The organism is Aeoliella sp., from assembly GCF_965227375.1.
Classification (GTDB): domain Bacteria; phylum Planctomycetota; class Planctomycetia; order Pirellulales; family Lacipirellulaceae; genus Aeoliella.
The window spans coordinates 1,134,940-1,158,096 of record NZ_CBDDFX010000001.1 but is presented as its reverse complement, the minus strand read 5'-3'; the positions used below and the strand labels follow the sequence as shown (position 1 = coordinate 1,158,096).

Sequence of the window (23,157 nt, the reverse complement as noted above, 5' to 3'; positions counted from 1 at the left end):
GATGGAATAAACCACGGTGTCCACAGAGATCGCAGAGAGATAAAAAACAGTCGCGGATTGGCGCGGATGTCGGGCGGATGGACGCGGATCAGAAAGTACGCGGCATATCGCCGGAGGGACCCTAAGCGACTGTAGGATCTCGTTGGGCATTTGTGCGAACACCGACCTGCGCTAGTTCTTGGTTGCGAACGCTATTGCCGGTGAAAACTCAGCATGGATCAGTGCACACAAAATCAGTGCATATCCGCTACGATCCGCGACTAGTTCTAACCCCTCGCAAACTCACTCCGGTTGCTCCCGGCTCGCTTGTGTGCCGAACCTGCGGGACTCCGAGGCGGTCCCACTGTGGAGTCGGCCCCTTGCTATTGGTGGTGCCCGCCGGTACGGTCGGACTCTTGCCCCGTTCACCTTACTTCCCGCTTCAGCATGGTCGAAAACGTCCCCGTCAAAACGCTCGAGCACAACGGTCTCACGATCGAAGGCTACTCGCGCGCGGCCGTGCAGACCTACTGGCGGGTGCCAGAGTTGAATGTTGGCTTCGACCTGGGTGCGCAGCCGTGGAGCTTCATGGGCACCGAGACGTGGTTCGTCTCGCACGGCCATTTGGATCACATCGCGGCGCTACCGGTGTACGTCGCGCGGCGGCGGATGATGAAGATGGAACCGCCGACCATCTATCTGCCCACCGTGGCGGTCAAGCCAGTAGAGCAAATCCTGAAGAGCTTCACACGACTCGACCGTGGCCGGCTGCCAGTGAACCTGGTGCCGATCGAGCCGGGGATGGAGATCGAGTTGTCGCGCGAGTACGTGGTGACCACCGTGGCGACCAAGCACACGGTGCCTTCCATGGGGTTCGTGATATGGCAGCGACGCAACAAGCTGAAGGCCGAGTACCAGGGCCTTGAGGGTCATGAGATTCGCGACCTCCGTCAGGCGGGAACCGAAGTGACCGAGGAACTTCGCGACCCGGTGCTGGCCTACCTGGGCGACAGCGCTCCGCCAGGACTGGACGACAACCCGGTGATGTACGAGGCGAAGATCTTGATCTGCGAACTGACGTTCGTCGCGCCTGGGCATCGCAAGGAGAAGATCCACAAGTTCGGGCACATTCACCTGGACGACATCGTCGAGCGACGCGAGCGGTTCAAGAACGAACTGGTGATCGCCAGCCATCTGAGCACTCGGTACCACGAGAACTCGGTGCGCAAGATGGTTACCAAAGCGCTGCCCGACATGCTGGATGGACGGCTGCAGTTGTGGCTGTAATGCGATTTGGCTGCTAAGGCAGCCAATGCAGCACGTCCCGCAGCACGCACCAGCGTGGCGGGAGTTCTTTGGCGCCGTTGCCTTCGATCCAGTACGACTGCTGTCGGTCGAGGTCGCCGTCGAGCCGCTCGAAGTCGAGCCAGCGATCCAGGTAGTTGCGCCACTCCTGGTCTTCCAGGCGTACCGCCATGCCGATGGGTCGTCCCGTCGCAGGCTTGGGGATAACGACCGTGTATCCGGGGTACAGCACGGTCCAAGCTGCGCCTTCCTCGGCGGGAATCACCAGCCCATCGAGGTCGCCGGCGGTGCCGTCGAAGTAGGAGCGGTAAGAGTCGATCGTGACGAACTCGATGTTCGGGAATATTTGCTCTCCAGCCGTGGCTAAGTCGCCGGTTTGAACCGCCAAGCGAAGCTCCTTCTGCTTGCGCATCGCGTCGAGCGTCACGAACTCCTCGCGTCGATGGTCGGGCGTCACTACCGACAGCGTGGCCGAGTGATAATGCCCCGTGAAACCGACTTCGAGCAATCGTTCGGGGTTCTCGATCAAACCACCGATGGCCACATCGATCTCGCCTGACGTCAGTTGTTCTACCACCGTGTCGTATTCGTACGGCACAAACTCTAACCTGGTGCGGAGCCGGCGCGCAAGGTGGTGCATCAACTCGACGTCGAGGCCCACGAGTTCTTGTTGCTCGTTAAAGAAAGAGTACGGCAGGTGATCGGGATGGTAACCGACGCGAAGCACTCGATCGTTCTTGATCCGCTCGAACGTCGAACCGTTGTGCGCGGGACCGTTCGGCAGTTCGTCGCGGGAGCGGTAGACCACCACGTCGCTGTAAGGTTGCCGGATCGAGAGTGACAGCAAGCGATCGTCCAGATCGTAATCGAGCTTAACCCGCGACAAGTACCAGTGGCTCGCCCCCACGACTCCCACCACGCAGACGGCGGACACAATGGCCAGGCGGAGCAGTTGTTGCCAGTGTACCCGAAGTCTCCCTTGTAGCGCAAATGTGACCAGCAACGTGAGCGCCATGAGGTGAGCCACGCCGACGATGTCGGAGATTCGAGCTGTGAGAAAACCAGGCAAGATGAAGAACGCGAACAAGTCTTGCGGAAGTTGGTACTCGTCCAGCAAATAAGGCATCGACACCAACGGGCTGGCGAAGCTGGAGATGGCGCCCTCGGACGCCATCACGAACGTCTCGCCGGGCGACATCTTTTGGCCCACGTACCAGGCGGCGAACGAGATGAAGGTGAACGCCAGGATTTTGCCCACGTGGGGGAACGCGTACGCCAGCGGCACCATGATGCTGGGCATCGTTTGTTCGGGCGAATTGGCATCGGCCTGCTCTTCCGCCAGATGCTCGCACTTCTCCACAATTTGCGGCAGCACCACCAGCAGCTTGCCGGTGGCGAACGCGGTTAACGCCGGTTCCTGCGCCGCGCTGATCAACCGTCCATAGGAAATACCGGTGAGGCTACTGACCAACAGCGGCAAGATCACCAAACAGACCAACGCACTCGCCACGGTCACGATCACCAGATAGGCTTGCAGCCGCGCCAGCTCGTCGAGCCGCAACGTTCCAGCCGCCGCGGCCGCGAACATGAACAAGCCAAACGGCGCGAGCCGCACCAGAAACAGGTTCACACGACTGAGCGCCGCGGCACTTAGATCGAGCAAATCGAGTAGGGCCTCTTTGCGCGGCATGGCCATCAGAGCAAAGCCGAAGAACAGGCAGAACAGCACCACGGCCGGCACGTACTCTCGCGACAGCGAATAAAACACGTTGGTCGGAATGAACCGATCCATCAGGTCTGCGTCGTCCGAACTGACCACCGACGCCGAAGGGCTATAGAACGACGCCGATTCGACCGTCGGCAACGCCGTCGATACCACGGTGACCATGAAAATGCCAATCAGCCACAGCACCGCCAGAAAAGCGAGCGCCACCAAACCGATCTTCCGAGCCTGCCGGCTGTCGAGCCGGCCCGCCTTGGCGATGAGACTCAGCACCAGGTACGGAAGCACGGTCATCTGCAGCAGCCCCACGTAGACGTTGCCCGGCAACTGCAACGGCGCGCAGTACTCGCCGAACAACAGACCGCAAACAATCCCGGCCACCAACCCTAGGCAGATCCAGGCGCCAAGGTGGCTCTTCGGTTTGCTTTCCGAGTCCGCAGGCCCCGCCACAGACGGTGGTGCTGATGATACGGCGTCTTCCGACGGCATGGATGTCCTAGTCGTGGGTGATTCGAGCGATCGACGCAAGGAAGGGCGACTTTTTACGAATAGTAACCCTATAATAGCAGCTCAATTGAACCAATGGGATATTAACAATCCGTGGGGGACACGTGTTTGGCTTTCTGCAGCCGCGGCGCGGCGATGTGACCTACCGGCAGTTGTACGCGGGCTGCTGCGCGTTTCAGCATCGGCAGTTTGGTATCGAGACGTTGCCGCTGTTGAGTTACGAAGCGGTGTTTTTGTACGCGCTGGCGGTGGACCTTGGCTGCTGTGAATTGCCGGACGAGCAGGACGCCACCTGCTGCCGGTTGCGGAAGCAGGCGAGTCGCTTGCACGCGGTCGACCCTCGAGTTGCCGAGTTCTGCGCGAGCTTCGGTGTATTGCTCGCGTCGATCAAGCTGGAAGACGATGTGCGCGACGACCGCAGCCTGCTGGCGCGATTCGCGTTGTGGCGACTCGGCTCGCGAGTCGAGCGAGCGAAGGACTATTTTACGCAGCTCGACGCGGAGTTCCGCCCGCGGGTGGGTCTTGCGTTGCAGCAACATCTCGAATTGGAACGCGCCGCCCACGCGCCGAGTCTCGAGGCGTACTCCGAACCAACGGCTGCCGCGTTTGGCTACGTGTTTGAACTCTTCGCTCGGGTGCTTCCTGCGGAACTTGCCAGCGCCGCGGAACTTCAGTCGATCGGTCGCGCGGTTGGCAGGGCGATTATCTGTTTCGACTGCGCGGTCGACTACCGCCGCGACCGTCGGTTGGGCCGCTACAATCCGCTGACCAGCACCACCGAGTGTCGCGACGCTCTGGTAGAGAGCCAGCGCTCGTTGTCCCAGACTCTTTGGACATCGGTGGACTTGAGTGACAGCAGCTGGCTGGCCGCAGGCGTGGCGGCCGACACGTTCGATCGGGTGGGGCGCTACCAGAACGTTGTGTCGAAGGAGGAAGCCCCCAGGAGTGGGCGGAAGATGCATCCGCGACAGGGCGACTGCGATGTTCCTTGCGATGTGGGCCCATGCGACGCAGCCTGCTGCGATGGATGCGGCGGGGGAGATGCAGCGGACGGTAGCTTCTGCCTTGTTGACTGTTGCGGAGGCTGCTATCCAGGTTGCATTACGCGACGCGAGCGCAACAAGGTGTCGTCAAGGCAACGAGAAAGACGCCGCCCTCAACGAGACTTTGCCGGCAAGACTGGAGCAACTGTGGGTCCGCTGAATCCATCGGGTGTGGTGCGGATCGATGGCGAAGACATGCCCGCGCGGTGCGAAAGCGGGTGGGTCGACGCCGATACCGAAGTGCGCGTCATCCGCAAAGAGTCGTTCGGCGTGGTGGTGCGACAGGTGGAGCCGGAGGACGACCAAAAGAAGAACCGACATTGAAAGTTCGATAGCAGCCCGCGACGGAAGTCGCGGGTTATTGCATTGCCACCGAACACCGATGGAAAGAACCCGCGACTTCCGTCGCGGGCTGGGGACGTGCTGATTCGCACACTTCTGTGGCAACACTTATCTTTGCCCCTTTTCACCACCGCAGCGGCTAACGACAATTGTAGTTATGCATAATGCGGAAGGTTCAACTCGACGAGTGGCCGTGATTGGGGGAGGAATCACGGGACTTGCAGCAGCGTGGCGGCTCGTTGAGTTGCGACCCGACTGGCAAGTGGTGGTGCTCGAGGCCAGCGACCAGCCGGGAGGAGTGATTCAGACCACCCAGCGCGATGGCTTCACGCTGGAGTTGGGCCCCGACAGTTTGCTCCGCCGGTTGCCGTGGGGCGTCGACTTGTGTCGGCGGTTGGGCATCGAGCAGGAGTTGGTCGGCACCGAGCCCGCCGCGCGCGGCGTGTACACGGTGCATCGTGGCCGCGCGACACGCATGCCAGAAGGCTTTGCGATCATGGCGCCCGAACGCACTTGGCCGGTAGTGACCACGCCGATTCTCTCGCCGTGGGGCAAGCTGCGACTGGCGGCCGAACGCGTGGTGCCCCGGCGGACCGACGAGTCCGACGAGAGTCTGGCCGCGTTCGCCCGCCGCCGGTTGGGACGCGAAGCATTCGAGCGAATCGTCCAGCCGCTGGCCGGTGGCATCTTTATGGGCGATCCGGAGCGGTTGAGCCTCAAGTCGTGCTTCCCTCAGTTTGCCGCAATGGAAGCCGAGCATGGCAGTTTGATCAAGGCGACCCAAGCGGCCCGCAAACAACGCGAAGCCAATTCCAGCGGCAAGCCGGAGAGCATGTTCGTTGCGCCGGCCGGTGGGCTGAAGCGCATCATCGACGCAGCCGCGGAGAAGCTTGGCGAGCGCGTGCGGTGCGGGCAGCGCGTCTTGGGCCTCGCCGAAAGCGACGACCGCTGGCAGATCCGCGCGGAGGATGCCAACAGCGGCGCGCAGAGCGAGGAAACGTATGACGCGGTGATCGTCGCCACGCCCGCCGCCGCGACCGCTCGACTGCTAGAGTCGATCGATGCGCACATGAGTGAGTTGCTGGCCGGCGTGGAGTACTCGAGTTGTGCCATCGTGCAGCTCGCTTACAGAAGAGAGGACATCGCCCACCCACTCGACGCGGCTGGCATGGTGGTGCCGCATGTCGAAGGGCGGCCGCTGCAGGCGTGTTCGTTCAGCAGCGTGAAGTACGCCGGTCGAGCACCCGACGGCACCGTGGTGTTGCGAGCATTCTTCGGCGGCGCGCTGCGGCCGGAGCTACCTTCGCTCGAGGAAGCAGAGTTGATCGAATTGGCCAAGAGCGAGACTGCCAAGCTGCTCGGCGCCAGCGGCGAACCGTTGTTTGCGATCGTCAAGCGATGGCAGCAATCGATGCCACAGTACCACATGGGCCACGCCGAGCGAGTGGACGAGATCGAGCAGCGAACTGCCGAGCATCGCGGGCTCGAACTGGCCGGCGCAGCACTTCGCGGCGTGGGCATTCCGCATTGTATTCACTCCGGCGAAGGCGCTGCCGAGCGGATGGTCGGACAATTAGAGCGAGAAGCGACCGGGCGAGAGCCAGCCAATGCGACGTGAAGTTCCATCGATGCGTCCCCTCAACTACACCGAAGACGACTTCGCCACCAGCCCGTTGATGTTCTACTACGAGGTCACGCAGGCGTGTGATCTGGTGTGCAAGCACTGCCGGGCCTCCGCACAGCCGGAAGCGCATCCCGGTGAGTTGACGTCCGAAGAGTCGCGAGCGCTGATCGACCAGGTAGCCACATTCCCCAAGCCGCCGACGCTGGTGTTCACCGGCGGCGATCCCTTGAAGCGGCCCGACTTGTTTGACTTGGTGCGTTACGCGCGGAGTCGCGATTTACGCGTAGCGCTGACTCCTTCGGCGACTCCACTGGCCACGCGTGAAGCGATTGCCGACGCGCAGCAGGCGGGCGTGAGTTGTTTGGGTGTGAGCCTCGACGGGGCCGATGCCGAGACGCACGACGCGTTTCGCGGCTGGAGCGGCAGCTACGCCCGCACGATGGAGATGCTGGAGGACGCCAAGCGTCTGGGGCTGCCGGTGCAGGTGAACACCACGGTGACCAAGCGGAACGTCGGGCAGCTCGACGCCCTGGGCGAACAGTTGGCCGAGCACCAGATCATGATGTGGGCGGTGTTCTTCCTGGTGCCGGTTGGGCGGGGCGTGGAAGAGCAGCGGCTCACGGCCGACGAATGCGAGGAGGTGTTCGCCACGCTGTGGCGGCAAACCGAGCGGCAGCCGTACGCGATCAAGACAACCGAGGCTCCGCACTACCGCCGATTCGTGATGCAGCACCAGGGCGACCCGCTGGCGGGCCGTAGCGACAGCCATGGCCGCCGCGCGCCGCTGGGCGTGCGGGACGGCAAGGGAATCATGTTCGTCGCGCACGATGGGCAGGTGTTCCCCGCCGGCTTTCTGCCACTCGCCTGCGGGCGTTTTCCTGCGCAGTCGGTAGTCGAGACCTATCAGCAGCACCCGACGTTCGTGAAGCTGCGCGATCACGACCAACTGGAAGGCAAGTGCGGCCTGTGCGAATACCGCGCGATCTGTGGCGGCAGTCGCTCGCGAGCGTTTGCCGTGTCTGGCGACGCGATGGCCGAAGAGCCCGACTGCCGGCATCAGCCGGAGGGGACGGGTGAGCTGATCGAGGTGGGCTAGCCAGAGGCACACTTGCCTTCGCGAATTCGGCTAGGACTCTACTCTACGACCCAGGTGTCGCCTGAGGTGAAGAGCTTCTCCAGATCGGCGGGGCCCTTCGTGGCTTTGGCTTGTTCGATCTGATCGTTGATCAACTCGTCGTACCGCGGAGCCTCGATGGCGCGAAACACGCCGATCGGCTCGGGGAAGCCGTCCTGGTGACGCATGCGGGTGAGCAGGTAGGCGAGACTGGGCTCGGGGGCTCGCTCGTCGTGGAACAGCAGGTCGTCCTCTGTGATGCCTTTGCCCAGCTCGACGACTTCGGGGTCCATGCCATTGAGCCGAATGCCTTTGTCGCGGTCCTTGCCGAAGATCATCGGCTTGCCGTGTTCGAGCTGCAGCGTGGTATCTTCCTTCGTGTCGCGATCCTTGGCGTAGTCCCACGCTCCGTCGTTAAAGACGTTGCAGTTCTGATAGACTTCGACGAACGACGTGCCCGAGTGCTCGGCGGCGCGCTTGAGCACGGCGCCCATGTGCTTGAGGTTGGTGTCGATGGTGCGGGCGACGAACGTGCCCTCGGCGCCGATGACGATCGAGAGCGGGTTGAGCGGGTTGTCGATCGCTCCCATCGGCGTGCTCTTGGTTTTGTGCCCCAATAGCGACGTCGGCGAGTACTGACCCTTCGTCAGACCGTAGATGCGGTTGTTGAACAGGATGATGTTGAGGTCCATGTTGCGACGGATGGCGTGCATCAGGTGATTGCCGCCGATGGAGAGCCCGTCGCCATCGCCGGTGATGACCCACACCTGCAGGTCGGGGCGCACGGTCTTGAGGCCGGTGGCCACGGCCGGCGCACGTCCATGAATGGAATGCATGCCGTAGGTGTTCATGTAGTACGGAAACCGGCTGCTGCAACCGATACCCGAGATGAACACAATGTTCTCGCGCGGCACGCCCAAATCTGGCAGTATCTTCTTCATCTGCGCCAGGATGGCGTAGTCGCCGCAACCAGGGCACCAACGAACATCCTGGTCGCTGGCAAAGTCGTTGGGTTTCAGCACAGGCAACGATTCAACGGACATGAGAGTTTTCTCGGGTGTGTTCATCGGCGCCACGTCGCGGAGGCGCCAAGTGTGGTTAGCTGGCTAGTTCGGTATCAATGCGCTCCAGAATCTCTCCCACCTGGAACGGCTTGCCTTGCACCTTGTTCAGGCCCGCGGCGTCGAGGAGGAACTTATCGCGGAGGATGCTGCGGAGCTGGCCGCAGTTCAGTTCGGCGACGAGCACCTTTTTGTAGCTGCGAAGAACCTGCTCGAGGTTTTTGGGGAACGGGTTCAGGTATCGCAGATGGCAGTGGGCAACCGACTTGCCGGCCGTTTGGGCCGTATGCACCGCCGTGGCGCAGGCGCCATAGGGGCCGCCCCAACTGACGACCAGCAGGTCGCCACTTTCCGGTCCATCGACCGTCTGCGGCGGGATGTTGTCGGCTACCAACTCGACCTTCTTCGCCCGCACGTTGATCATGTGCTGGTGGTTGGCCGGGTCGTAGCTGACGTTGCCGGTGAGGTCTTGCTTTTCGAGTCCACCGACGCGGTGCATCAGGGTCGGCGTGCCGGGGCGTGCCCAGGGTCGAGCGAGCTTTTCATCCCGCTCGTAGGGTAAGAACGTGTCGCCATTCGAGAGCGGTTTGGCGTACTCGACTTTCGTTGGTTTGAGGCTCGAAATCTCCGGCAGTCGCCACGGCTCCGAACCGTTGGCGATGTACCCGTCGGTCAGCAGCATCACCGGCAGCATGTGCTCCACCGCGATCCGCCAGGCCTCCTGAGCCGTGTCGAAGCAATCGGCTGGGCTGGCGGCCGCGATGACCGGCATGGGGCACTCGCCATTGCGGCCGTACATGGCCTGGAACAGGTCGGCTTGCTCGGTCTTGGTAGGCAGACCGGTGGATGGACCACCACGTTGCACGTTGATCACGATCATCGGCAACTCGGTCATCACTGCCAGTCCCATCGCTTCGCCCTTCAGCGCGATGCCTGGTCCGCTGCTGGCGGTAACGGCCATCTCGCCGGCGAACGCCGCTCCAATGGTAGCGGTTACCGCAGCGATCTCGTCTTCGGCCTGGAACGTCAGCACGTCGAACTGTTTGTGCTTTGCCAGTTCGTGCAGGATGTCGCTGGCGGGGGTAATGGGATACGCGCCGAGGAACAACCGCCGACCGCTCAGATGCGCCGCGGCTACCAATCCCCAAGCGAGCGCCGTGTTACCCATGATGTTGCGGTACCGGCCGGGTGGCAGCTCGGCCTTGCCGACATGGTACTGGGTGCTGATCGCTTCGACCGTTTCGCCGTAGTTGTAACCGGCCGTGAGTGCGCGGCGGTTGGCTTCGGCCACTTCGGGCTTCTTGCCAAACTTCTCTTCGATGAATCGCAGTGTTGGATCGAGCGAACGATCGTAGAGCCAGAACACCAAGCCCATCGCGAAGAAGTTACGGCAGCGATCGGCTTCCTTTTGGCTAAGCCCCAAGCCTTCGACCGCCAAGCGGGTGAGCTTGGTCATATCGACCTTGTGCAGTCTGAACTTCTTTTCCAGCGACCCGTCTTCCAGCGGGTTGCTTTCGTAGCCAGCCTGCGCGAGGCCCTTCTTGTCGAATGCGCCTTCGTTGCAGATCAGGATGCCACCGTCGCGCAGGTCGCTTAGGTTGGTCACCAGCGCCGCGGGGTTCATGGCCACCAGCGCATCGACAGCGTCGCCGGGGGTGTAAATGTCTTGGCTGGAGAAGTGGATCTGGAAACCACTAACGCCCGCCTTGGTGCCGCGGGGCGCACGAATCTCGGCAGGAAAGTCGGGGAACGTCGCCACGTCGTTCCCGGCCAGGGCCGAGGTGTTGGTGAACTGCGTGCCGGCGAGCTGCATGCCGTCGCCTGAATCGCCGCAGAACCGAACAGTTGCTTCTTCCAGTTGTTGGGTAGGTTTCTCGGTGACGGTCGACATGGTGTGGTTGAAGGGTGGTGCCTGTATAAGAAACGCGGAGAGAGCCGACTCGAGCTGCCGCGATACTAGCATTGTTCGCAGCAGCAGGGGGGTAAGGCAAACCGTGAGTGTACCGCGCCGGCGGTCCGTGTTAAACCGCACTTACTGGCGAAAATATGCCGATTGCGACAAGTGACACCCCCAGCGGGCCGGCTCGTCTCCGAGCCCGGACACACATGCCACTCGTCGAGCGAACCGGGTCCGAGGACGAGCCGGCTCGCTGCTCGCTAGCGGAGCTCCGGCGGCGGTTCGTACAGCTTGGTCAGGTCGATGCCGCCGCGCTGCTCCTCTTCCATCAGCGACATTCGCTTCTCCAGTTGCTCTAACCGGCGTGCCATTTGCGGCAATAGGTCCTCTTTCGGGTCCCGCACTGTGGGGCGGGGTACTTCCGGGTAGCCGAGTTGCCGATGCAGTGAGGCGAACAGGTACAACGGATCCTTGCGGCGATTGGCCAATGCGATGCGGCCCTCGCGGTCGCCAAACAGCGGCTCGGGGCCAGGCTCGACCTCACGGCCGCTCCGCCGGGCACGCTCGGCCGCGTGGGCGCTTTGCACGTACAGCAGGTCGGCGATGTCCACCATGCCCACCTGGCGGCGAATGGTGAGGATCCAGTCGCGCCACCGCTGGTCATACGCGGGATCGTCGGCCACAGCGGCCAGCCCGAAGTCGTAGCCAAGACGATTGCGGCACAGCACCTCGAACTGGTAGAGGAACAGCCCCTGGTGGGTGGGCTCGGCTCCTTCGAATCGTCCCGCGCGGTACAGCGCTTCCTGCGCCAGGATGGCAAGCCCTACGCGCAGATCGAACCGCCCGCGCTCCTTCTCCGCCTCGCTGACAACGAAGCTCTGGAACGGCGTGAAGTAGTGCGTCAGCTTCTGCATGGCCGTGCAGAAGGCCCCCAGGTGGCGTAGCTCCGAAAGCATGAAGTCGATGGCCATCGGCAGCTTGGTCGTGGCGAGCGTCTCCTCGCGAACCGCCGCCAGCACGTCCTGGGCCGGTACGTTCGCGGCTATCCGCTCGCCCAGGGCACTGAAAAAATGCGCCTGCTCGATGTACTCCTCGGGGCCCAGCGGGGCGATGGGATTGTGCGTTTCGGGCATCTGCGTCATGGCCGGCAGTCGGTGCGGGAGTGGTAGAAGGGCCTGTGGCGGCCTATCATCGTATTAGTAGAGCGCCCGCAGGACGTGGCCGCAAGCACTGTCGTTCTATTCGCTCTCGAGCTTCCATTTTACTCCAACCACCTGCAAAAAGTGCCCAGTAAGTTTGCCACCATCGACGAGGCGGTCCAGGCCATTGGCCGGGGCGAAATCATTATCGTTGTCGACGACGAAGACCGTGAGAACGAAGGCGACTTCATCTGCGCCGCGGAAAAAGTCACCCCCGAGCTGGTGAACTTCATGATCACCCATGGCCGCGGGCAGCTCTGCATGCCGATCCTGCCGGAAGTGAGCGAGCGGCTCGATCTGCCACCGATCGTGGAGGACAACACCGCGCCGCTTGGCACCGCCTATACGATTCCGGTGGACCATCGATCGGCCAAGACCGGCATCACCGCCGCCGAGCGAGCGAATACCATTCTGGAGATCTGCAACCCCAAGAGCGTGCCTTCGGATTTTGTGCGCCCGGGACACCTGGCTCCCTTGGTGGCCAAGGAAGGTGGAGTGCTTCGCCGCGCGGGCCACACCGAAGCGGCCGTGGATCTCGCACGGATGGCCGACCTCACCCCGGCCGGTGTGTTGTGCGAGATCTTGAACGAATCGGGCGATCGAGCCAACCGCGACGAGCTCTCCAAGCTGGCCGAAGAGCACAACCTGCCGATCATCTCCATCGAAGACCTGATCGCTCACCGCCGGGTCCGCGAGAAGCTGGTTTATCGCAAAGCCGAAGCGAAGCTGCCCACCCGTTATGGCGATGGCCACGTCATCGCCTACGGCGTGTCTTACGAGCACCAGGAACCCGTGGTCTACGTGATTGGCGACATCAAGAGCGCGGAAGCTCCATTGGTGCGGTTGCACTCGTCGTGCTTTACTGGCGACTTGCTCGAATCGCTCCGCTGCGACTGTGGCGATCAACTACACATGGCGCTCGACATGATCGCCAGCGAAGGGTGCGGCGTGCTGGTTTACTTGCCACAGGAAGGTCGCGGCATTGGTCTGGTCGAAAAAGTAAAAGCCTACGCCCTGCAAGACGAAGGCATGGACACCGTCGAGGCCAACGTGGCGCTTGGATTCAAGGCCGATCCCCGCGACTATGGCGTCGGCATCCAGCTGCTCAAAGACTTGGGCTTGCGCAAGATCCGCCTGCTCACGAACAACCCCAAAAAGACCGACGCGTTCATCTATGGGGGCTTCGACCTGGAAGTGGTCGACCAGATTCCCATCGTCCCGCCCATCACCAAGCACAACGAGCGGTACATGGCGACCAAGCGGGACAAGATGGGGCATCAGTTGCCGAACTGAGTGTTTGGCAACGCTTACAAATGAGAACTCCGTTTGATCAACGCGCTCGGAGCGCGGAGCAAACGGCTACTATCGCCATGCTGCATTTTCATACGAATGTCTTCGCGCGACCGCTGGAGTTGGCTTCCGGACCTGCGGTCGAGCTGCGCGGCAAGCAATTCGCAACCTTTGCCTCTCCAGGTGGCGGGCCGCCGGTGTTTGAGCAGCCTCTCCCGGCGACGTTCGAGGAGATTCAGCAGCGGCTTATGCAGATCCCGCGGATGGATATCGAGCCGGATGGCTACTTCCTGGTGGCCGGCGGAGAGCAAGAAGGCCGGCGGTGGCAGATCGACGGGCATCTGTTCGAGTACGACGGCCGGATGTACCGCGTCGAGATGCACGGCAGTTGCAGCCATGAGCTGCTCGGCGACATGCTCGACTGTTTTGGCACGCGCGACGTGGTGTACCAACTCGTGCACGAAGGCGTGACGCTCTCGGCGGTCGACTTCAAGCACTTCGCCGAATTGCCGCCGGACTAGCGCTCTTGCCAGTCGACGCCTGAGATCTCCGCCAAGGCCAGCATCAGGGAGTGGGTTCCATCCTTGGCGTGACCTTGCGCGGCCGTGGCGCGGTACAGTTGCTCGACCAACGCAACGCCAGGGAGCGCCAGATTCATGCGACGCGACTCTTCCAGGATGATCCGCAGGTCTTTGAGAAAGTGCTCGACATAGAAGCCCGGTTCGAAGTTGCCGGCGATGATCCGCGGGCCGAGGTTCGATAGCGACCAGCTTCCCGCGGCGCCGGAGGCCACCGATTCGAGCACCGTTTCGAGATCGAGACCTGCGCGGTACGCGTACAGCAGCGCTTCGCACACACCAATCATGCTGGCGGCCACCAGCGTTTGGTTCACCATCTTGGTGTGCTGCCCCGCACCCGGTCCGCCCTGGTGGACGTAAGTCTTGCCCATCAGCGACCATAGTGGCTCGAGCGCCGCAACGGTTTCCACGTCGCCGCCGATCATGATCGACAGCGCGGCGTTCCGCGCTCCGACGTCGCCTCCGGAGACTGGTGCGTCGACGCTCGTGACACCTTGTTTGGCGGCTTGCTCGGCGATCTCCACCGCGAGCGACGGTTCGCTGGTGGTCATATCTACCAGCACGCCGCCCGACTGCGAGCCAGCGAGTGCACCATTCTCGCCCAGGATCACACTCCGCACGTCATTGGGCATGCCGACGATGCTGAACACCACGTCGGATTGCTCGGCCACCGCACGTGGCGAGTCGGCCCACTTCGCTCCACGGCCGACCAGGTCGTCCGCTTTGCTCTTGGTGCGATTGAAAACCGTGCAAGCGTAACCGGCATCCAGCAGATGCCCACACATGCTACGGCCCATGACGCCAGTGCCGATCCAACCGATACGAGTTTGTTCTGGAGTGATATTCAAGGTGTTCCCCTTAGTAAGCTTGCTTTGCTCGCCATGCTAATGAATGGTCACTCCATCGCCAAGGCGGCGGCCAGCACGCTCCAGACGTAGTTGGCGACGGTCGGCTCTTGCGACGCCCGCGGCCCGGCGACGTTTAAGCGTCGGGCGTTGTGCTCGGTGATGAATGTGTTGAGCTTCTCGGCGTCCTGGCGGATGGCTTCGGCGGTGCCGGGGCGTGCGTGGGCGTCGCGGGCGAGGTGCAACAGCGGCTTGTCTCGCTCTTGGGCCAGGCGAATCGTAAGCCCAGTGCCGCCGCTGGCCTCTTGGGCGATGGTAAACACCACGGTGGCATCCGTGTCTTCCACGTTCTGGCGGGTTCGCACGTGGTAGCTCCGCGAACTGGTTTCGCGAAGTTGGTATCGCTCGTCGATCGCGCCGTCTTCGGCGCGGCGGCCACGGGGACACCAGCCCTCGTGTGGCAGAAAGTGCTCGATGGCAAAGTCGAGCGCAGCACGATCGGCGCCCGTCTGCCCCCCGGACACCAGCGTGACGACCGACAATGGCGACTCCCGTTCACTCACTGTCGCAAATCGCCTGGAACGCCATTGGGAAACTCCTCTGCAATCACCCGCTGAATGTACTGTACGCGGTTGGCCGGCTTGGGGTGGGTGCTGAGCATTTCGGGCGGGCCGCCACCCGGGCTTGCTTCGTCTAGTACATGCATCACCTCAATCATCGCGCGCGGATCGTAGTCAGCGAGGTACAGCAGTCGCACGCCCCACTTGTCCGATTCCAGTTCGTCCTCGCGGCCGTACTTCATCTGGACCATCTGCGCGACGGACTGCGCCATGCGAACGCTATTGGCGTCGCCCCCGGCGGTGCCGGCAGCGGTGGCTAGCCCGCTGAATAGCCTCTGCTGGGCCATTCGCTTGTTGCCGTGACGCTCGATCACGTGTCCTATCTCATGTCCCAGGACGCCAGCCAGTTGTCCGTCGGATCCAAGCCGGCGGTAGAGTGCCTCGGTGATGAACACCTGGCCGCCGGGCAGGGCGAAAGCGTTCACGGTTCGCCGGTCGGCAAGTAAGTGAAAGTCGAAGTTGTAGGGATTCACGAACTCTTCGCCGGTTGATTTGCGTTCCTGATCGATATACCGTTGCAAGCCAGCGAGAAGTTGGGCGCCAATGTCGTTCACGTGCGCCCGCGCACCGCGATCGGGGCTCAGCCCGCCATGCTGCTGCGCCATCTGTGGCACCGCCTGCAGCCCGAGGGCCTCTTCGTCCTTCTCCTCCGGCATAGCGACGCGTTCGACTTCGCCGGTAATCTGGTTGCGATCGCCAGGGTTGCCGTAGTACGAGATGAGTGCGAAGATCGCCAGCCCCAGCGCGATCAAGAGTCGCATCTTCAGACCATTGTTGCCGCGACTGCGACTGGGGGAGGCCTCCTGTCTTTGCCGGCCGACGCCAAACGGGTCGCGGCCGCTGCGGCTGCGATACGAACCTCGACGCTGCGGCCGAGTTGGAAACGGAAGACGTAGCCGCGCCATGATGGGACCCTCGCCGACGAGCAAATCCGCGGGCGAGTGCTCCGCGGTTTGCACAGTGTAGCACGGGCCGAGAGAATGGGCAAAAGGTTGCGCGAGCGGCCTAGTACTCCACGGTTTCCTTGCCATCGCGCGTGATCATTTTCGGCAGGTTGGCTCTGTCTCGCTCGTTGTCCAAACTCAGCACGCGGGCCGAGCCATCGCAGAATGCGACGAGCACCTCCTGCATCCCCGCCGCCTGAAGCTGCTGTAAAGCTTTCGCCAGATCAACTTCCCAATCGGCAGGCTTGGTCCACGGAACCGCTTGCTCCGGTGGAACCTGGACAATCATCAGCGTGTTCGACGTGCCGTCGGTCATGTCGCGGAGTTCGATGCCAGGTACCAGGTAGATGTCCTGACCAGCGTATTTGTCGGTCTTCTCCACCGCTTTTCCATCTGCGGGTGGAAAGGCACTTTGCGGATGGACCGGAACCACGTAAGTAGTCTTCCCCGCGGCAGCCAGTTCGGGATGCGAATCGTCTTTGTACACGCCCGGCATCTGATCGAGGAGCGTCAAGTTGTGCGGGCTGTCCCACGGTTCGTCGCAATGGAATTGTTCGTACAAGTTGCTGTTTTCAAGATAGGGAAGCAACGCGACGCGCCATGACAGCAGCGGCTTTCCTCGCTTGTCGACGATCGCCGTGGCTGCCGGAAAATGATCGTGGCTCGACTCGAAGTTGAACATCGCCAAAGCCATTTGCTTAAGGTTGTTCAGTCGGGTGCTTCGTCGCGCAGCCTCGCGAGCCGCATGGATCGGCGGCAGAATCACGGCGGCCGTTAGTTCCACGATCTCCGGATCGTCGTGCGAAGCGGTGATCTCGAGCACTGAACCGTTTCGAGTGGGGGTCAGTACACTGGCTGCCCGCTCGACGATCTGCACCGCGGGCCAGCCGGAGTTGCTGGCTTCGTTCTCCTTCACCTTGCGCGCGGCGAGGTTCCAGGCCGCTTGGATCGTCTTCTCCAACGTCTCGGCCGTGTGCTCGCTGGTGGTGTCGGCTGTGACGTGCAGCTTCCACTCAGGTGGACAGGTCACTCGCACTGCAACGTGATTCATCTCGTCGGCCAGCATCTCGCCGGTGATCTTGTTAAATGGCTTGGGCAACGTGGGCCACAGCTCTCGGATCACCCGTCGCGGTTCTTCGCCAGGGGCGACGACCAGGGCAAGTGCCGGCGAGTGCTCTTCTGCGGCTTGATTGGCATCATTGAGTAGCGCGGCAAGCTGCCCGGCCGCCGCGACGGGGCCTGATCGCTCTCGTCCAGCATAACGCTCGACGGTCGGCTTCTGGCCAACCAGCACCAGCGACTCTTGCTGCGAGACGGCCAGATCGGGCCCGCCCGGCATCATGGCCCGCAGGCCTTCGAGCAGCTGGCGAACACGTTGGCCCTGGTCGGGCGATTCGGTCGTGATGGCCACAATGGGTCCGGCCTTGGGATTCAAGTCGCCCGCACCAAGTACTACCACCACTTCTCTTGCGCCGGCCGAACGAAAGCTCTCGATGAACCCAAGTGTCATGGCGAACGCCGGCGAGCCGGTTATCGCATTGCCTTCCTCGCCCAACCGCTTGGCAAGTTCCTGCTGGACGCCGGTTACCCAGCGACCATCCAGCTCCACGGCCGCAGCAACCAGCAGGTCGTCGCCCGCCAATTGTTCCACGGCCGCCTTCACTCGTTCGTTGGCGAAGGAGTGTTGGCACACGACGACACTGAAGACGATCAGCGCGCACTTCAAAGCATGATGACGTAACATTTTCAGTTTCCTTCCGCCTCGGGAGTATCTTGTTCGGTGGCGATCGAGAGTTCGTACCGCGTTTCCATGTGGAAACCATCGGAAACGGGGAGCGTCAACACCGCGGTATCGCCCTCGAGGTGGTACTCAAACGGCTTCCCGGTCGCGATGTTCTTGGGCACGGGCACGCATGTGATGTCGTCGAGTGACTTGGGCCACTTTCCTTCATTCTGCGCGGCGTGCATTCGCAAGGCTTCGATCACCCGCAATGCGTCGAGGTTCCGCTCGGTGCGCACTTCGGCCGCTTGTGCTGCTTGAATGGCTGGCAGGAGCAGCGAGGCAATGGGCAGGATCTCGCGATCGAGCGAAGCGCCCATTGGTCCGCTATCATCGAGCTTTGCGTCCGCTTGTCTTGCGATCTTTCGCCCTGTCTGGAAATCCACGTAAGTCGCCTTCTCAAACTCGTCGGCCTGGACTTGATAAACGCGAGCGTGGTAAATGGCCAGCACTTGTCCAACCGGCATCTGTTCCACACGCTCTGGGTCGAAGCCCCAGGCAACCAGTCGCTCCTTGGCATGCGAGTAGCTTGCCATCCCCAGTCCCACGGCAACCAGCGATTGTGCTTCGGAGGCTTCCTGGCGCATTAACTCTTCCCAACCGAAGCCGGAACTTAGCATGTGCATCCCCTTGGTCATCAGCCAAGTTGTCTCGCGGCGCCACAGGTCGTTCCACGCATCGTACGAACGATCCTTGTGCTCGGGATCGTCGAGCAGCTCGAACATCCGCGGCCCGATAGCCAGTTCCAGTCGCATCGCGTCTCGGAGTGACACCTGAGACCTCGGCAGTTCCGAAAGCGCCCAGTACATGTTGGGCGAGTCGGGAGCGGCGATAAGGTCGAGCATGTTCTCGTTGGTGATTCCACAAATGGCCATGCCCACCAACCCACTGACCAGAATCGGTTGCTCACCAACATCGCGGCCGAGCCGATAGCTCATGCGCATCAAATCGATGGCATCGTCGTAGCGGCCTTCGGCGATCGCCAGTCGGGTTCGCAAGGCCAAAGCACGAGAAACGCTCCGCATCGCCTGGATTTCGGGCAGCAGGAACATGATCACGTCGGGGCCCTTGAGGTCCTCGAAACTCACGCCCCAATCGGTGTCGCGGCAGCGGCTTCCGGGGTCGATGAAACGGACCAGCGAATCGAATCGACCTGCAGCTTCGCGCAGCTTATCGATTGGGACCTCGCTGATGGGGACGGAGTTGCCATACCAGTCATACACTTCATCGGCAAAGTCCTTATGGACTCTCTCCCACGTCTTCTCGACGCCACCTTCGGGAAACGCCCGCATGTAGTTGGCCACCGAGTTACCGGGCACGAGTTCGTGGGGCCTTAGCGTCAGCCGGTACTTGAACGCCGGCACCGGTTCGTCGGCCGGCGTGACGTCCATACGGACGATCTCCAAGTAGTCGCCCGCTATCTTGCCTTCCTCTAGCACGACCTCGGCATGCACGATGCTGCTAGACATCAGGAAGGGAACGACGGCGAGTAACCACGCGACTGTTGTTGATAAACTTCTAGTATTCATACCACCGGTTCCTCTCGGTTAGTGGAAGCTTCGTTCAGATTGTCGTTCGTCTTGTCAGGCGCCGAGCGCTTGGTCCTGCGCGGCGGAGGCAGCAGTTCGTCCATCATTCCTCGCACCGTGCTGGGCCGCGACGGCGCTGCCTCGGTGTTCGACGAACTCGCACTCTCAACCGTCCAGGCGTCGACGCCGCGTTGCAGCACCACCGCCCGCAGCGCCAGGTAGTTCTTGCTGGGGTCGGCCAACAGCAACGGATCGACTGCCGGCAGGTCGGGCGTCTGCGCCACAGCAATGGGTTTTGGTTGTGGCACCTCGGATTTGGCGATGGACTCCTCCGATGGAGCGGTCGGCGGCGCATCGACGAACTGCGGCAACGGTTCCGGCGTGGGACGCTGCCAAAGCGTCACCGCCAGCGCAACTGAAGCGGCGGCCATGAGTGCCGTGGAGGATTGCCACAGGCGAATCGTTTTTCGCGAAGACGCTAAGCCGCGGGCGGCCTGGTATCCTGCGCGGTACATGAGCGCGTCGCGGTCGATCTGCGGCGCGGTGGGCGCGAGACCTGCCAAGGCGCGTTCGATGTCGTCGTTCGTCATTCGGATTTCGTCGTTCCCGGACATGGGACCTCCCACAGCTTGCGTAATCGATCGAGCGCTTCGCGATACTTACGATGCAACGTGCTGGAGGGAACTCGCAGCACTTCGGCCATTTCGTCGAATGTCAAACCGCCCCAGGTCTTCAGCACCACCAAATCTCGCAGCTCCGCTGGCAACGATGCCACCGCGTCGACCAACTCAACCAATTCGCGGTGCATGCGCTGATGCGTCGTTGCGTCGCGGTCGATCTGCGGCGCGGTGGGCGCGAGACCTGCCAAGGCGCCTTCGATGTCGTCGTTCGTCATTCGGATCTCGTCGTTCCCGGACATGGGACCTCCCACAGCATGCGTAACCGATCGAGTGCTTCGCGATACTTACGATGCAACGTGCTGGAGGGAACTCGCAGCACTTCAGCCATTTCTTCGAACGTCAGCCCGCCCCAGGTTTTCAGTACCACCAGCTCTCGCAACTCCGCTGGCAGCGACGCCACTGCGTCGAGCAGCTCGCGTTGGTCGCCTTGGGCGGGGCGTGCTTCGAGTCGCTGTTGCCAGGCGGATTGCTCGCGCTGGTGCCGGCGTCGCTCGCTCCGTGAGTGGTTCACCGCCAGCCGGCGGACCACTGTGTACAGCCACGCGACCGGCCGCTCAGGCGGCGGATCCTCGGCCGCCAGTTTCACCAGGGCCTCTTGCAGGCAGTCATCGGCGGCGCTGGTCCACTGCGCGGCGTACAAGGCCAATGCCGATCCGTGGCAGTCCAGCAGCTCGCCCAGCCACCGCGATCGCGACGGCGCGTCGCCGGCTGAGGCATCTGCTGAATCCTGCATCCGCGTCTCCCGGTGGTGGCCAACTATAGAAGAGACACCGTAGCGTGGGGCTTTATCCCACAAATCCCAAAGACCCAAAGAAAAGTCCAATGCTCTCGGTAGCCGGATTCGCAAGAATTCGGACGCGTTGGTGATACTCCGAATTCTTGCGAATCCGGCTACGAGCAATCGTCATCGGTCATTGCATACGTCATTCGTCATTCACCCCCGGTGTTCTTCCCGCGCCAGGCCGGCGGCGCCGATGAAGCCCGCGTCGCCGCCCAGGCGGGCGAAGTCCATGTGTACTTCCGAGCGGAGGCTCTCGAAAATGCGTACCGACGTTTGCCGGCGGACCTCATCGAGGAATCGCTCGCCCAGCGGATGGCCTTCGCCGCCGAAGGTCATCGCGCCGCCGATCACCACGCTTTCGGGATCCACCGTGTGAATGATCGACGCCAGCCCAATGGCCAGCAGCTTGGCGGTTTCCATCACGATGCTCATCGCCAAATGGTCGCCCGCCTCGGCGGCTTTGGCGATGGCCAGCGGCGTGAGCGACTCGTCGTCCAGTTCGCTGAGCGACGACTTGGCGCCGGTGGTCTCCAGCGCCGCTCGCGCGCGGGCTTCTACCCCGTATGCCCCGCAGTAACCTTCGAGGGTGCCGCGCAGTTTCAGGCTGTTCGGCGGGGCGTCGTCGCGGCAGTCGATCACGATGTGGCCCACCTCGCCGCCAGCGCCGTGGGCGCCGACCAGAAGTCGGCCATCGATAATGATGCCCCCGCCGACGCCGGTGCCGAGCGTCACGAGCACCATGTTCTGCACTTCCGCCCCGGCGCCGCTCCAAAATTCGCCGAAGGCGGCCGCGTTGGCGTCGTTGGCGAACGTCACGGGCAGTCCGGTTGCTTTGCTGAACAAGTCGCGCACCATCGCAAAGTGCCAACCCGGCAAGTTGCCGGGCTTCAGTAGTTGTCCCGTCGCCAAGTTCATTGGGCCGGGCGTAGCGAGTCCTGCGCGGGCGACCGTGTTGGGCTCGAGTCCCAGCTTGGCGAGCATGTCGCCGAGTGTTTCTGCCACCCGCTCTGCAGCCTTCTCGGCGCCGTCCTCCTGCTGGGTGGAAATCTTGTTGAACGCCACCGGCTGACCCGTGTCGTCGACCAGGCCGATCTTGATGTTGGTGCCGCCGACGTCGATGCCGGCGAACAAAGGAAGCGTGGCTTTATCGATTGGCAGCAGCGCAGGTGTGACTGTCATTGATTGCTTAGAGAGCGAGATGTCCGATTTACGAAGGCGAGCCTTCCCCAACTGGGCCAATATAGTCGGCCCTCCTGGGCAGGGGCAATCTGCCGAGAAATGTCGCGTGTGGAGCGAGTACCTCAAAAGTTACCGATTTGATTGATTGACATATCGAGATATGACGATATATTCAAGTAAAGGCAAACCTATGGCATCCACCAAGCGAATGCGACTGACGAACCTCGAAGCCCTCGGCCAAGCCGCCGAGTGCCTGCGGACGCTGGCGCACCCGCACCGATTGCGGATGGTGCAGATGTTGCTGCAGGGCGATTACACGGTGGGCGAGCTGGCCACAGCGTGCGACCTGCCCAGCCACATGGCATCGGAGCACTTGCGGCTGATGCAGCGGTGTGGGCTGCTGACTAGCGAGAAAGATGGTCGGCGGCGATACTACCGCGTGAGCGAGCCTCATCTGGAAGCGATCATGCAATGCATCGAAGAGCGCTTCGGAACCAAGTGAACTGTTAGATGCCTTTTTTCACAAAAATATCGTCATATCGCGATATTTTAACCTTTCCAGGAGGTGCCAATTATGGCTGCTCGAACTATCAGCCCTAGCGAATTCAAAGACGTCGTCTCCGCCGGGAACTTCAAACTCGTCGACGTCCGAACACCGGCCGAGTTTCAAGATACCCACGTCCGCGGCGCCGTGAACGTGCCGCTCGATCGACTTTCGGCCGACGCGGTGCCACAGCCGGCCGAGGGACAGACGCTGTACATCATTTGCCAGAAAGGCGGTCGCGGCTCGAAGGCTTGCGACCAGTTGTCCGCGGCGGGATTGGAGAACGTGGTAAACGTCGAGGGTGGCACCACGGCTTGCGAGCAAGCTGGCGTGCCGGTCGTGCGCGGCAAGAAGGTCATGTCGCTCGAGCGGCAGGTCCGCATCGCCGCCGGTTCGCTGGTGCTGCTGGGTATTGGGCTGTACTTCGTGCATCCGGCGTTCCTGGCTCTTTCGGCTTTCGTGGGCGCCGGATTGGTGTTTGCCGGCCTGACCGACACTTGCGGCATGGGCATGCTGCTCGCGCGGATGCCGTGGAACCAAGTGTGCAGCGACGCGACCTGCGATTCCACCGCGGCCAAGCCGGCCGTGTAACT

21 protein-coding genes are annotated in these 23,157 nt (G+C 62.2%); 8 read left to right on the top strand and 13 right to left on the bottom strand.

Annotated features, from left to right (window positions below; all coding sequences use genetic code 11):
- Window positions 1-426: 426 nt before the first annotated feature.
- Window positions 427-1,266: an MBL fold metallo-hydrolase gene (locus ACQK2L_RS04820; RefSeq protein WP_425395794.1), complete on the top strand. Its 840-nt coding sequence runs from the start codon at window positions 427-429 to the stop codon at window positions 1,264-1,266.
- Window positions 1,267-1,279: 13 nt separating this feature from the next.
- Here ACQK2L_RS04820 and ACQK2L_RS04815 read toward each other — a convergent pair whose 3' ends face one another.
- Entirely contained in the window at window positions 1,280-3,496 is a 2,217-nt protein-coding gene (locus ACQK2L_RS04815) for a cation:dicarboxylate symporter family transporter (protein WP_425395793.1), read from the bottom strand.
- 122 nt (window positions 3,497-3,618) lie between these two features.
- Between ACQK2L_RS04815 and ACQK2L_RS04810 the strand changes: the two genes are divergently transcribed.
- The 3 genes from ACQK2L_RS04810 to ACQK2L_RS04800 all read left to right on the top strand — a co-directional run bounded on the left by ACQK2L_RS04810 (window position 3,619) and on the right by ACQK2L_RS04800 (window position 7,619).
- On the top strand, window positions 3,619-4,881 hold the full coding sequence (locus ACQK2L_RS04810; protein WP_425395792.1) for a DUF5685 family protein: 1,263 nt from the start codon (window positions 3,619-3,621) through the stop codon (window positions 4,879-4,881).
- A gap of 175 nt (window positions 4,882-5,056) precedes the next feature.
- On the top strand, window positions 5,057-6,517 hold the full coding sequence (gene hemG / locus ACQK2L_RS04805) for a protoporphyrinogen oxidase (RefSeq protein ID WP_425395791.1): 1,461 nt from the start codon (window positions 5,057-5,059) through the stop codon (window positions 6,515-6,517).
- On the top strand, window positions 6,507-7,619 hold the full coding sequence (locus tag ACQK2L_RS04800) for a TIGR04053 family radical SAM/SPASM domain-containing protein (RefSeq protein WP_425395790.1): 1,113 nt from the start codon (window positions 6,507-6,509) through the stop codon (window positions 7,617-7,619). Before hemG ends, ACQK2L_RS04800 begins: the two co-directional genes overlap by 11 nt.
- A gap of 38 nt (window positions 7,620-7,657) precedes the next feature.
- On the opposite strand, the gene ACQK2L_RS04795 is transcribed toward ACQK2L_RS04800, so the two are convergent.
- From ACQK2L_RS04795 to ACQK2L_RS04785, 3 genes are all read right to left on the bottom strand, one after another.
- Window positions 7,658-8,680, bottom strand: coding sequence for a 2-oxoacid:ferredoxin oxidoreductase subunit beta (locus ACQK2L_RS04795; RefSeq protein WP_425395789.1), 1,023 nt, complete (start codon window positions 8,678-8,680; stop codon window positions 7,658-7,660).
- Window positions 8,681-8,735: 55 nt separating this feature from the next.
- Window positions 8,736-10,589 (bottom strand): 2-oxoacid:acceptor oxidoreductase subunit alpha, encoded by a 1,854-nt coding sequence (locus ACQK2L_RS04790; RefSeq protein WP_425395788.1) that lies wholly within the window; start codon window positions 10,587-10,589, stop codon window positions 8,736-8,738.
- Between the two features lie 266 nt (window positions 10,590-10,855).
- Window positions 10,856-11,737: a hypothetical protein gene (locus tag ACQK2L_RS04785; protein ID WP_425395787.1), complete on the bottom strand. Its 882-nt coding sequence runs from the start codon at window positions 11,735-11,737 to the stop codon at window positions 10,856-10,858.
- Between the two features lie 141 nt (window positions 11,738-11,878).
- Here ACQK2L_RS04785 and ribB point away from each other — a divergent pair, with 141 nt between their 5' ends.
- Together ribB and ACQK2L_RS04775 are read left to right on the top strand one after the other, a co-directional pair.
- Window positions 11,879-13,087, top strand: a complete 1,209-nt coding sequence (gene ribB / locus ACQK2L_RS04780; protein WP_425395786.1) for a 3,4-dihydroxy-2-butanone-4-phosphate synthase — start codon at window positions 11,879-11,881, stop codon at window positions 13,085-13,087.
- A gap of 77 nt (window positions 13,088-13,164) precedes the next feature.
- Window positions 13,165-13,605, top strand: a complete 441-nt coding sequence (locus tag ACQK2L_RS04775) for a hypothetical protein (RefSeq protein WP_425395785.1) — start codon at window positions 13,165-13,167, stop codon at window positions 13,603-13,605.
- Here ACQK2L_RS04775 and ACQK2L_RS04770 read toward each other — a convergent pair.
- From ACQK2L_RS04770 to ACQK2L_RS04730, 9 genes are all read right to left on the bottom strand, one after another.
- A complete protein-coding gene (locus ACQK2L_RS04770) occupies window positions 13,602-14,510 on the bottom strand; it encodes an NAD(P)-dependent oxidoreductase (RefSeq protein ID WP_425395784.1) in 909 nt (302 codons plus the stop codon). The two genes, ACQK2L_RS04775 and ACQK2L_RS04770, sit on opposite strands and share 4 nt — an antisense overlap.
- 47 nt (window positions 14,511-14,557) lie before the next feature.
- Window positions 14,558-15,049, bottom strand: coding sequence for a putative molybdenum carrier protein (locus tag ACQK2L_RS04765; RefSeq protein WP_425395783.1), 492 nt, complete (start codon window positions 15,047-15,049; stop codon window positions 14,558-14,560).
- Between the two features lie 17 nt (window positions 15,050-15,066).
- A complete protein-coding gene (locus tag ACQK2L_RS04760) occupies window positions 15,067-16,032 on the bottom strand; it encodes a M48 family metallopeptidase (RefSeq protein ID WP_425395782.1) in 966 nt (321 codons plus the stop codon).
- A 100-nt stretch (window positions 16,033-16,132) separates the two neighbouring features.
- On the bottom strand, window positions 16,133-17,815 hold the full coding sequence (locus ACQK2L_RS04755) for a DUF1559 domain-containing protein (RefSeq protein ID WP_425395781.1): 1,683 nt from the start codon (window positions 17,813-17,815) through the stop codon (window positions 16,133-16,135).
- A 2-nt stretch (window positions 17,816-17,817) separates the two neighbouring features.
- Window positions 17,818-19,380: a hypothetical protein gene (locus ACQK2L_RS04750; RefSeq protein WP_425395780.1), complete on the bottom strand. Its 1,563-nt coding sequence runs from the start codon at window positions 19,378-19,380 to the stop codon at window positions 17,818-17,820.
- Entirely contained in the window at window positions 19,377-19,994 is a 618-nt protein-coding gene (locus tag ACQK2L_RS04745; protein ID WP_425395779.1) for a hypothetical protein, read from the bottom strand. Before ACQK2L_RS04745 ends, ACQK2L_RS04750 begins: the two co-directional genes overlap by 4 nt.
- Window positions 19,967-20,275: a sigma-70 family RNA polymerase sigma factor gene (locus ACQK2L_RS04740; protein ID WP_425395778.1), complete on the bottom strand. Its 309-nt coding sequence runs from the start codon at window positions 20,273-20,275 to the stop codon at window positions 19,967-19,969. The genes ACQK2L_RS04745 and ACQK2L_RS04740 overlap by 28 nt, the downstream gene beginning before the upstream one ends.
- Window positions 20,272-20,793 carry an RNA polymerase sigma factor gene (locus tag ACQK2L_RS04735; RefSeq protein ID WP_425395777.1) on the bottom strand — a complete coding sequence of 174 codons (522 nt, stop codon included), beginning with the start codon at window positions 20,791-20,793 and terminating at the stop codon, window positions 20,272-20,274. The genes ACQK2L_RS04740 and ACQK2L_RS04735 overlap by 4 nt, the downstream gene beginning before the upstream one ends.
- Window positions 20,794-20,994: 201 nt before the next feature.
- Window positions 20,995-22,020 (bottom strand): ROK family protein, encoded by a 1,026-nt coding sequence (locus ACQK2L_RS04730; protein ID WP_425395776.1) that lies wholly within the window; start codon window positions 22,018-22,020, stop codon window positions 20,995-20,997.
- A 190-nt stretch (window positions 22,021-22,210) separates the two neighbouring features.
- Here ACQK2L_RS04730 and ACQK2L_RS04725 point away from each other — a divergent pair, with 190 nt between their 5' ends.
- Together ACQK2L_RS04725 and ACQK2L_RS04720 are read left to right on the top strand one after the other, a co-directional pair.
- On the top strand, window positions 22,211-22,522 hold the full coding sequence (locus ACQK2L_RS04725; protein ID WP_425395775.1) for an ArsR/SmtB family transcription factor: 312 nt from the start codon (window positions 22,211-22,213) through the stop codon (window positions 22,520-22,522).
- A gap of 72 nt (window positions 22,523-22,594) precedes the next feature.
- Window positions 22,595-23,155, top strand: a complete 561-nt coding sequence (locus ACQK2L_RS04720) for a rhodanese-like domain-containing protein (RefSeq protein ID WP_425395774.1) — start codon at window positions 22,595-22,597, stop codon at window positions 23,153-23,155.
- Window positions 23,156-23,157 lie beyond the last annotated feature (2 nt).

Bases quoted from the DNA above. Each gene is read 5' to 3' on its own strand.
- ACQK2L_RS04815 (WP_425395793.1), bottom strand. From the start codon at position 3,496: ATGCCGTCGGAAGACGCCGTATCATCAGCACCACCGTCTGTGGCGGGG.
- ACQK2L_RS04785 (WP_425395787.1), bottom strand. From the start codon at position 11,737: ATGACGCAGATGCCCGAAACGCACAATCCCATCGCCCCGCTGGGCCCC.
- ACQK2L_RS04820 (WP_425395794.1), top strand. From the start codon at position 427: ATGGTCGAAAACGTCCCCGTCAAAACGCTCGAGCACAACGGTCTCACG.
- ACQK2L_RS04730 (WP_425395776.1), bottom strand. From the start codon at position 22,020: ATGACAGTCACACCTGCGCTGCTGCCAATCGATAAAGCCACGCTTCCT.
- ACQK2L_RS04750 (WP_425395780.1), bottom strand. From the start codon at position 19,380: ATGAATACTAGAAGTTTATCAACAACAGTCGCGTGGTTACTCGCCGTC.
- ACQK2L_RS04795 (WP_425395789.1), bottom strand. From the start codon at position 8,680: ATGTCCGTTGAATCGTTGCCTGTGCTGAAACCCAACGACTTTGCCAGC.
- ACQK2L_RS04800 (WP_425395790.1), top strand. From the start codon at position 6,507: ATGCGACGTGAAGTTCCATCGATGCGTCCCCTCAACTACACCGAAGAC.
- ACQK2L_RS04720 (WP_425395774.1), top strand. From the start codon at position 22,595: ATGGCTGCTCGAACTATCAGCCCTAGCGAATTCAAAGACGTCGTCTCC.
- ACQK2L_RS04735 (WP_425395777.1), bottom strand. From the start codon at position 20,793: ATGCAGGATTCAGCAGATGCCTCAGCCGGCGACGCGCCGTCGCGATCG.
- ACQK2L_RS04745 (WP_425395779.1), bottom strand. From the start codon at position 19,994: ATGTCCGGGAACGACGAAATCCGAATGACGAACGACGACATCGAACGC.
- ACQK2L_RS04760 (WP_425395782.1), bottom strand. From the start codon at position 16,032: ATGGCGCGGCTACGTCTTCCGTTTCCAACTCGGCCGCAGCGTCGAGGT.
- ACQK2L_RS04740 (WP_425395778.1), bottom strand. From the start codon at position 20,275: ATGACGAACGACGACATCGAAGGCGCCTTGGCAGGTCTCGCGCCCACC.
- ACQK2L_RS04790 (WP_425395788.1), bottom strand. From the start codon at position 10,589: ATGTCGACCGTCACCGAGAAACCTACCCAACAACTGGAAGAAGCAACT.
- ACQK2L_RS04775 (WP_425395785.1), top strand. From the start codon at position 13,165: ATGCTGCATTTTCATACGAATGTCTTCGCGCGACCGCTGGAGTTGGCT.
- ACQK2L_RS04755 (WP_425395781.1), bottom strand. From the start codon at position 17,815: ATGTTACGTCATCATGCTTTGAAGTGCGCGCTGATCGTCTTCAGTGTC.
- ACQK2L_RS04725 (WP_425395775.1), top strand. From the start codon at position 22,211: ATGGCATCCACCAAGCGAATGCGACTGACGAACCTCGAAGCCCTCGGC.
- hemG (WP_425395791.1), top strand. From the start codon at position 5,057: ATGCATAATGCGGAAGGTTCAACTCGACGAGTGGCCGTGATTGGGGGA.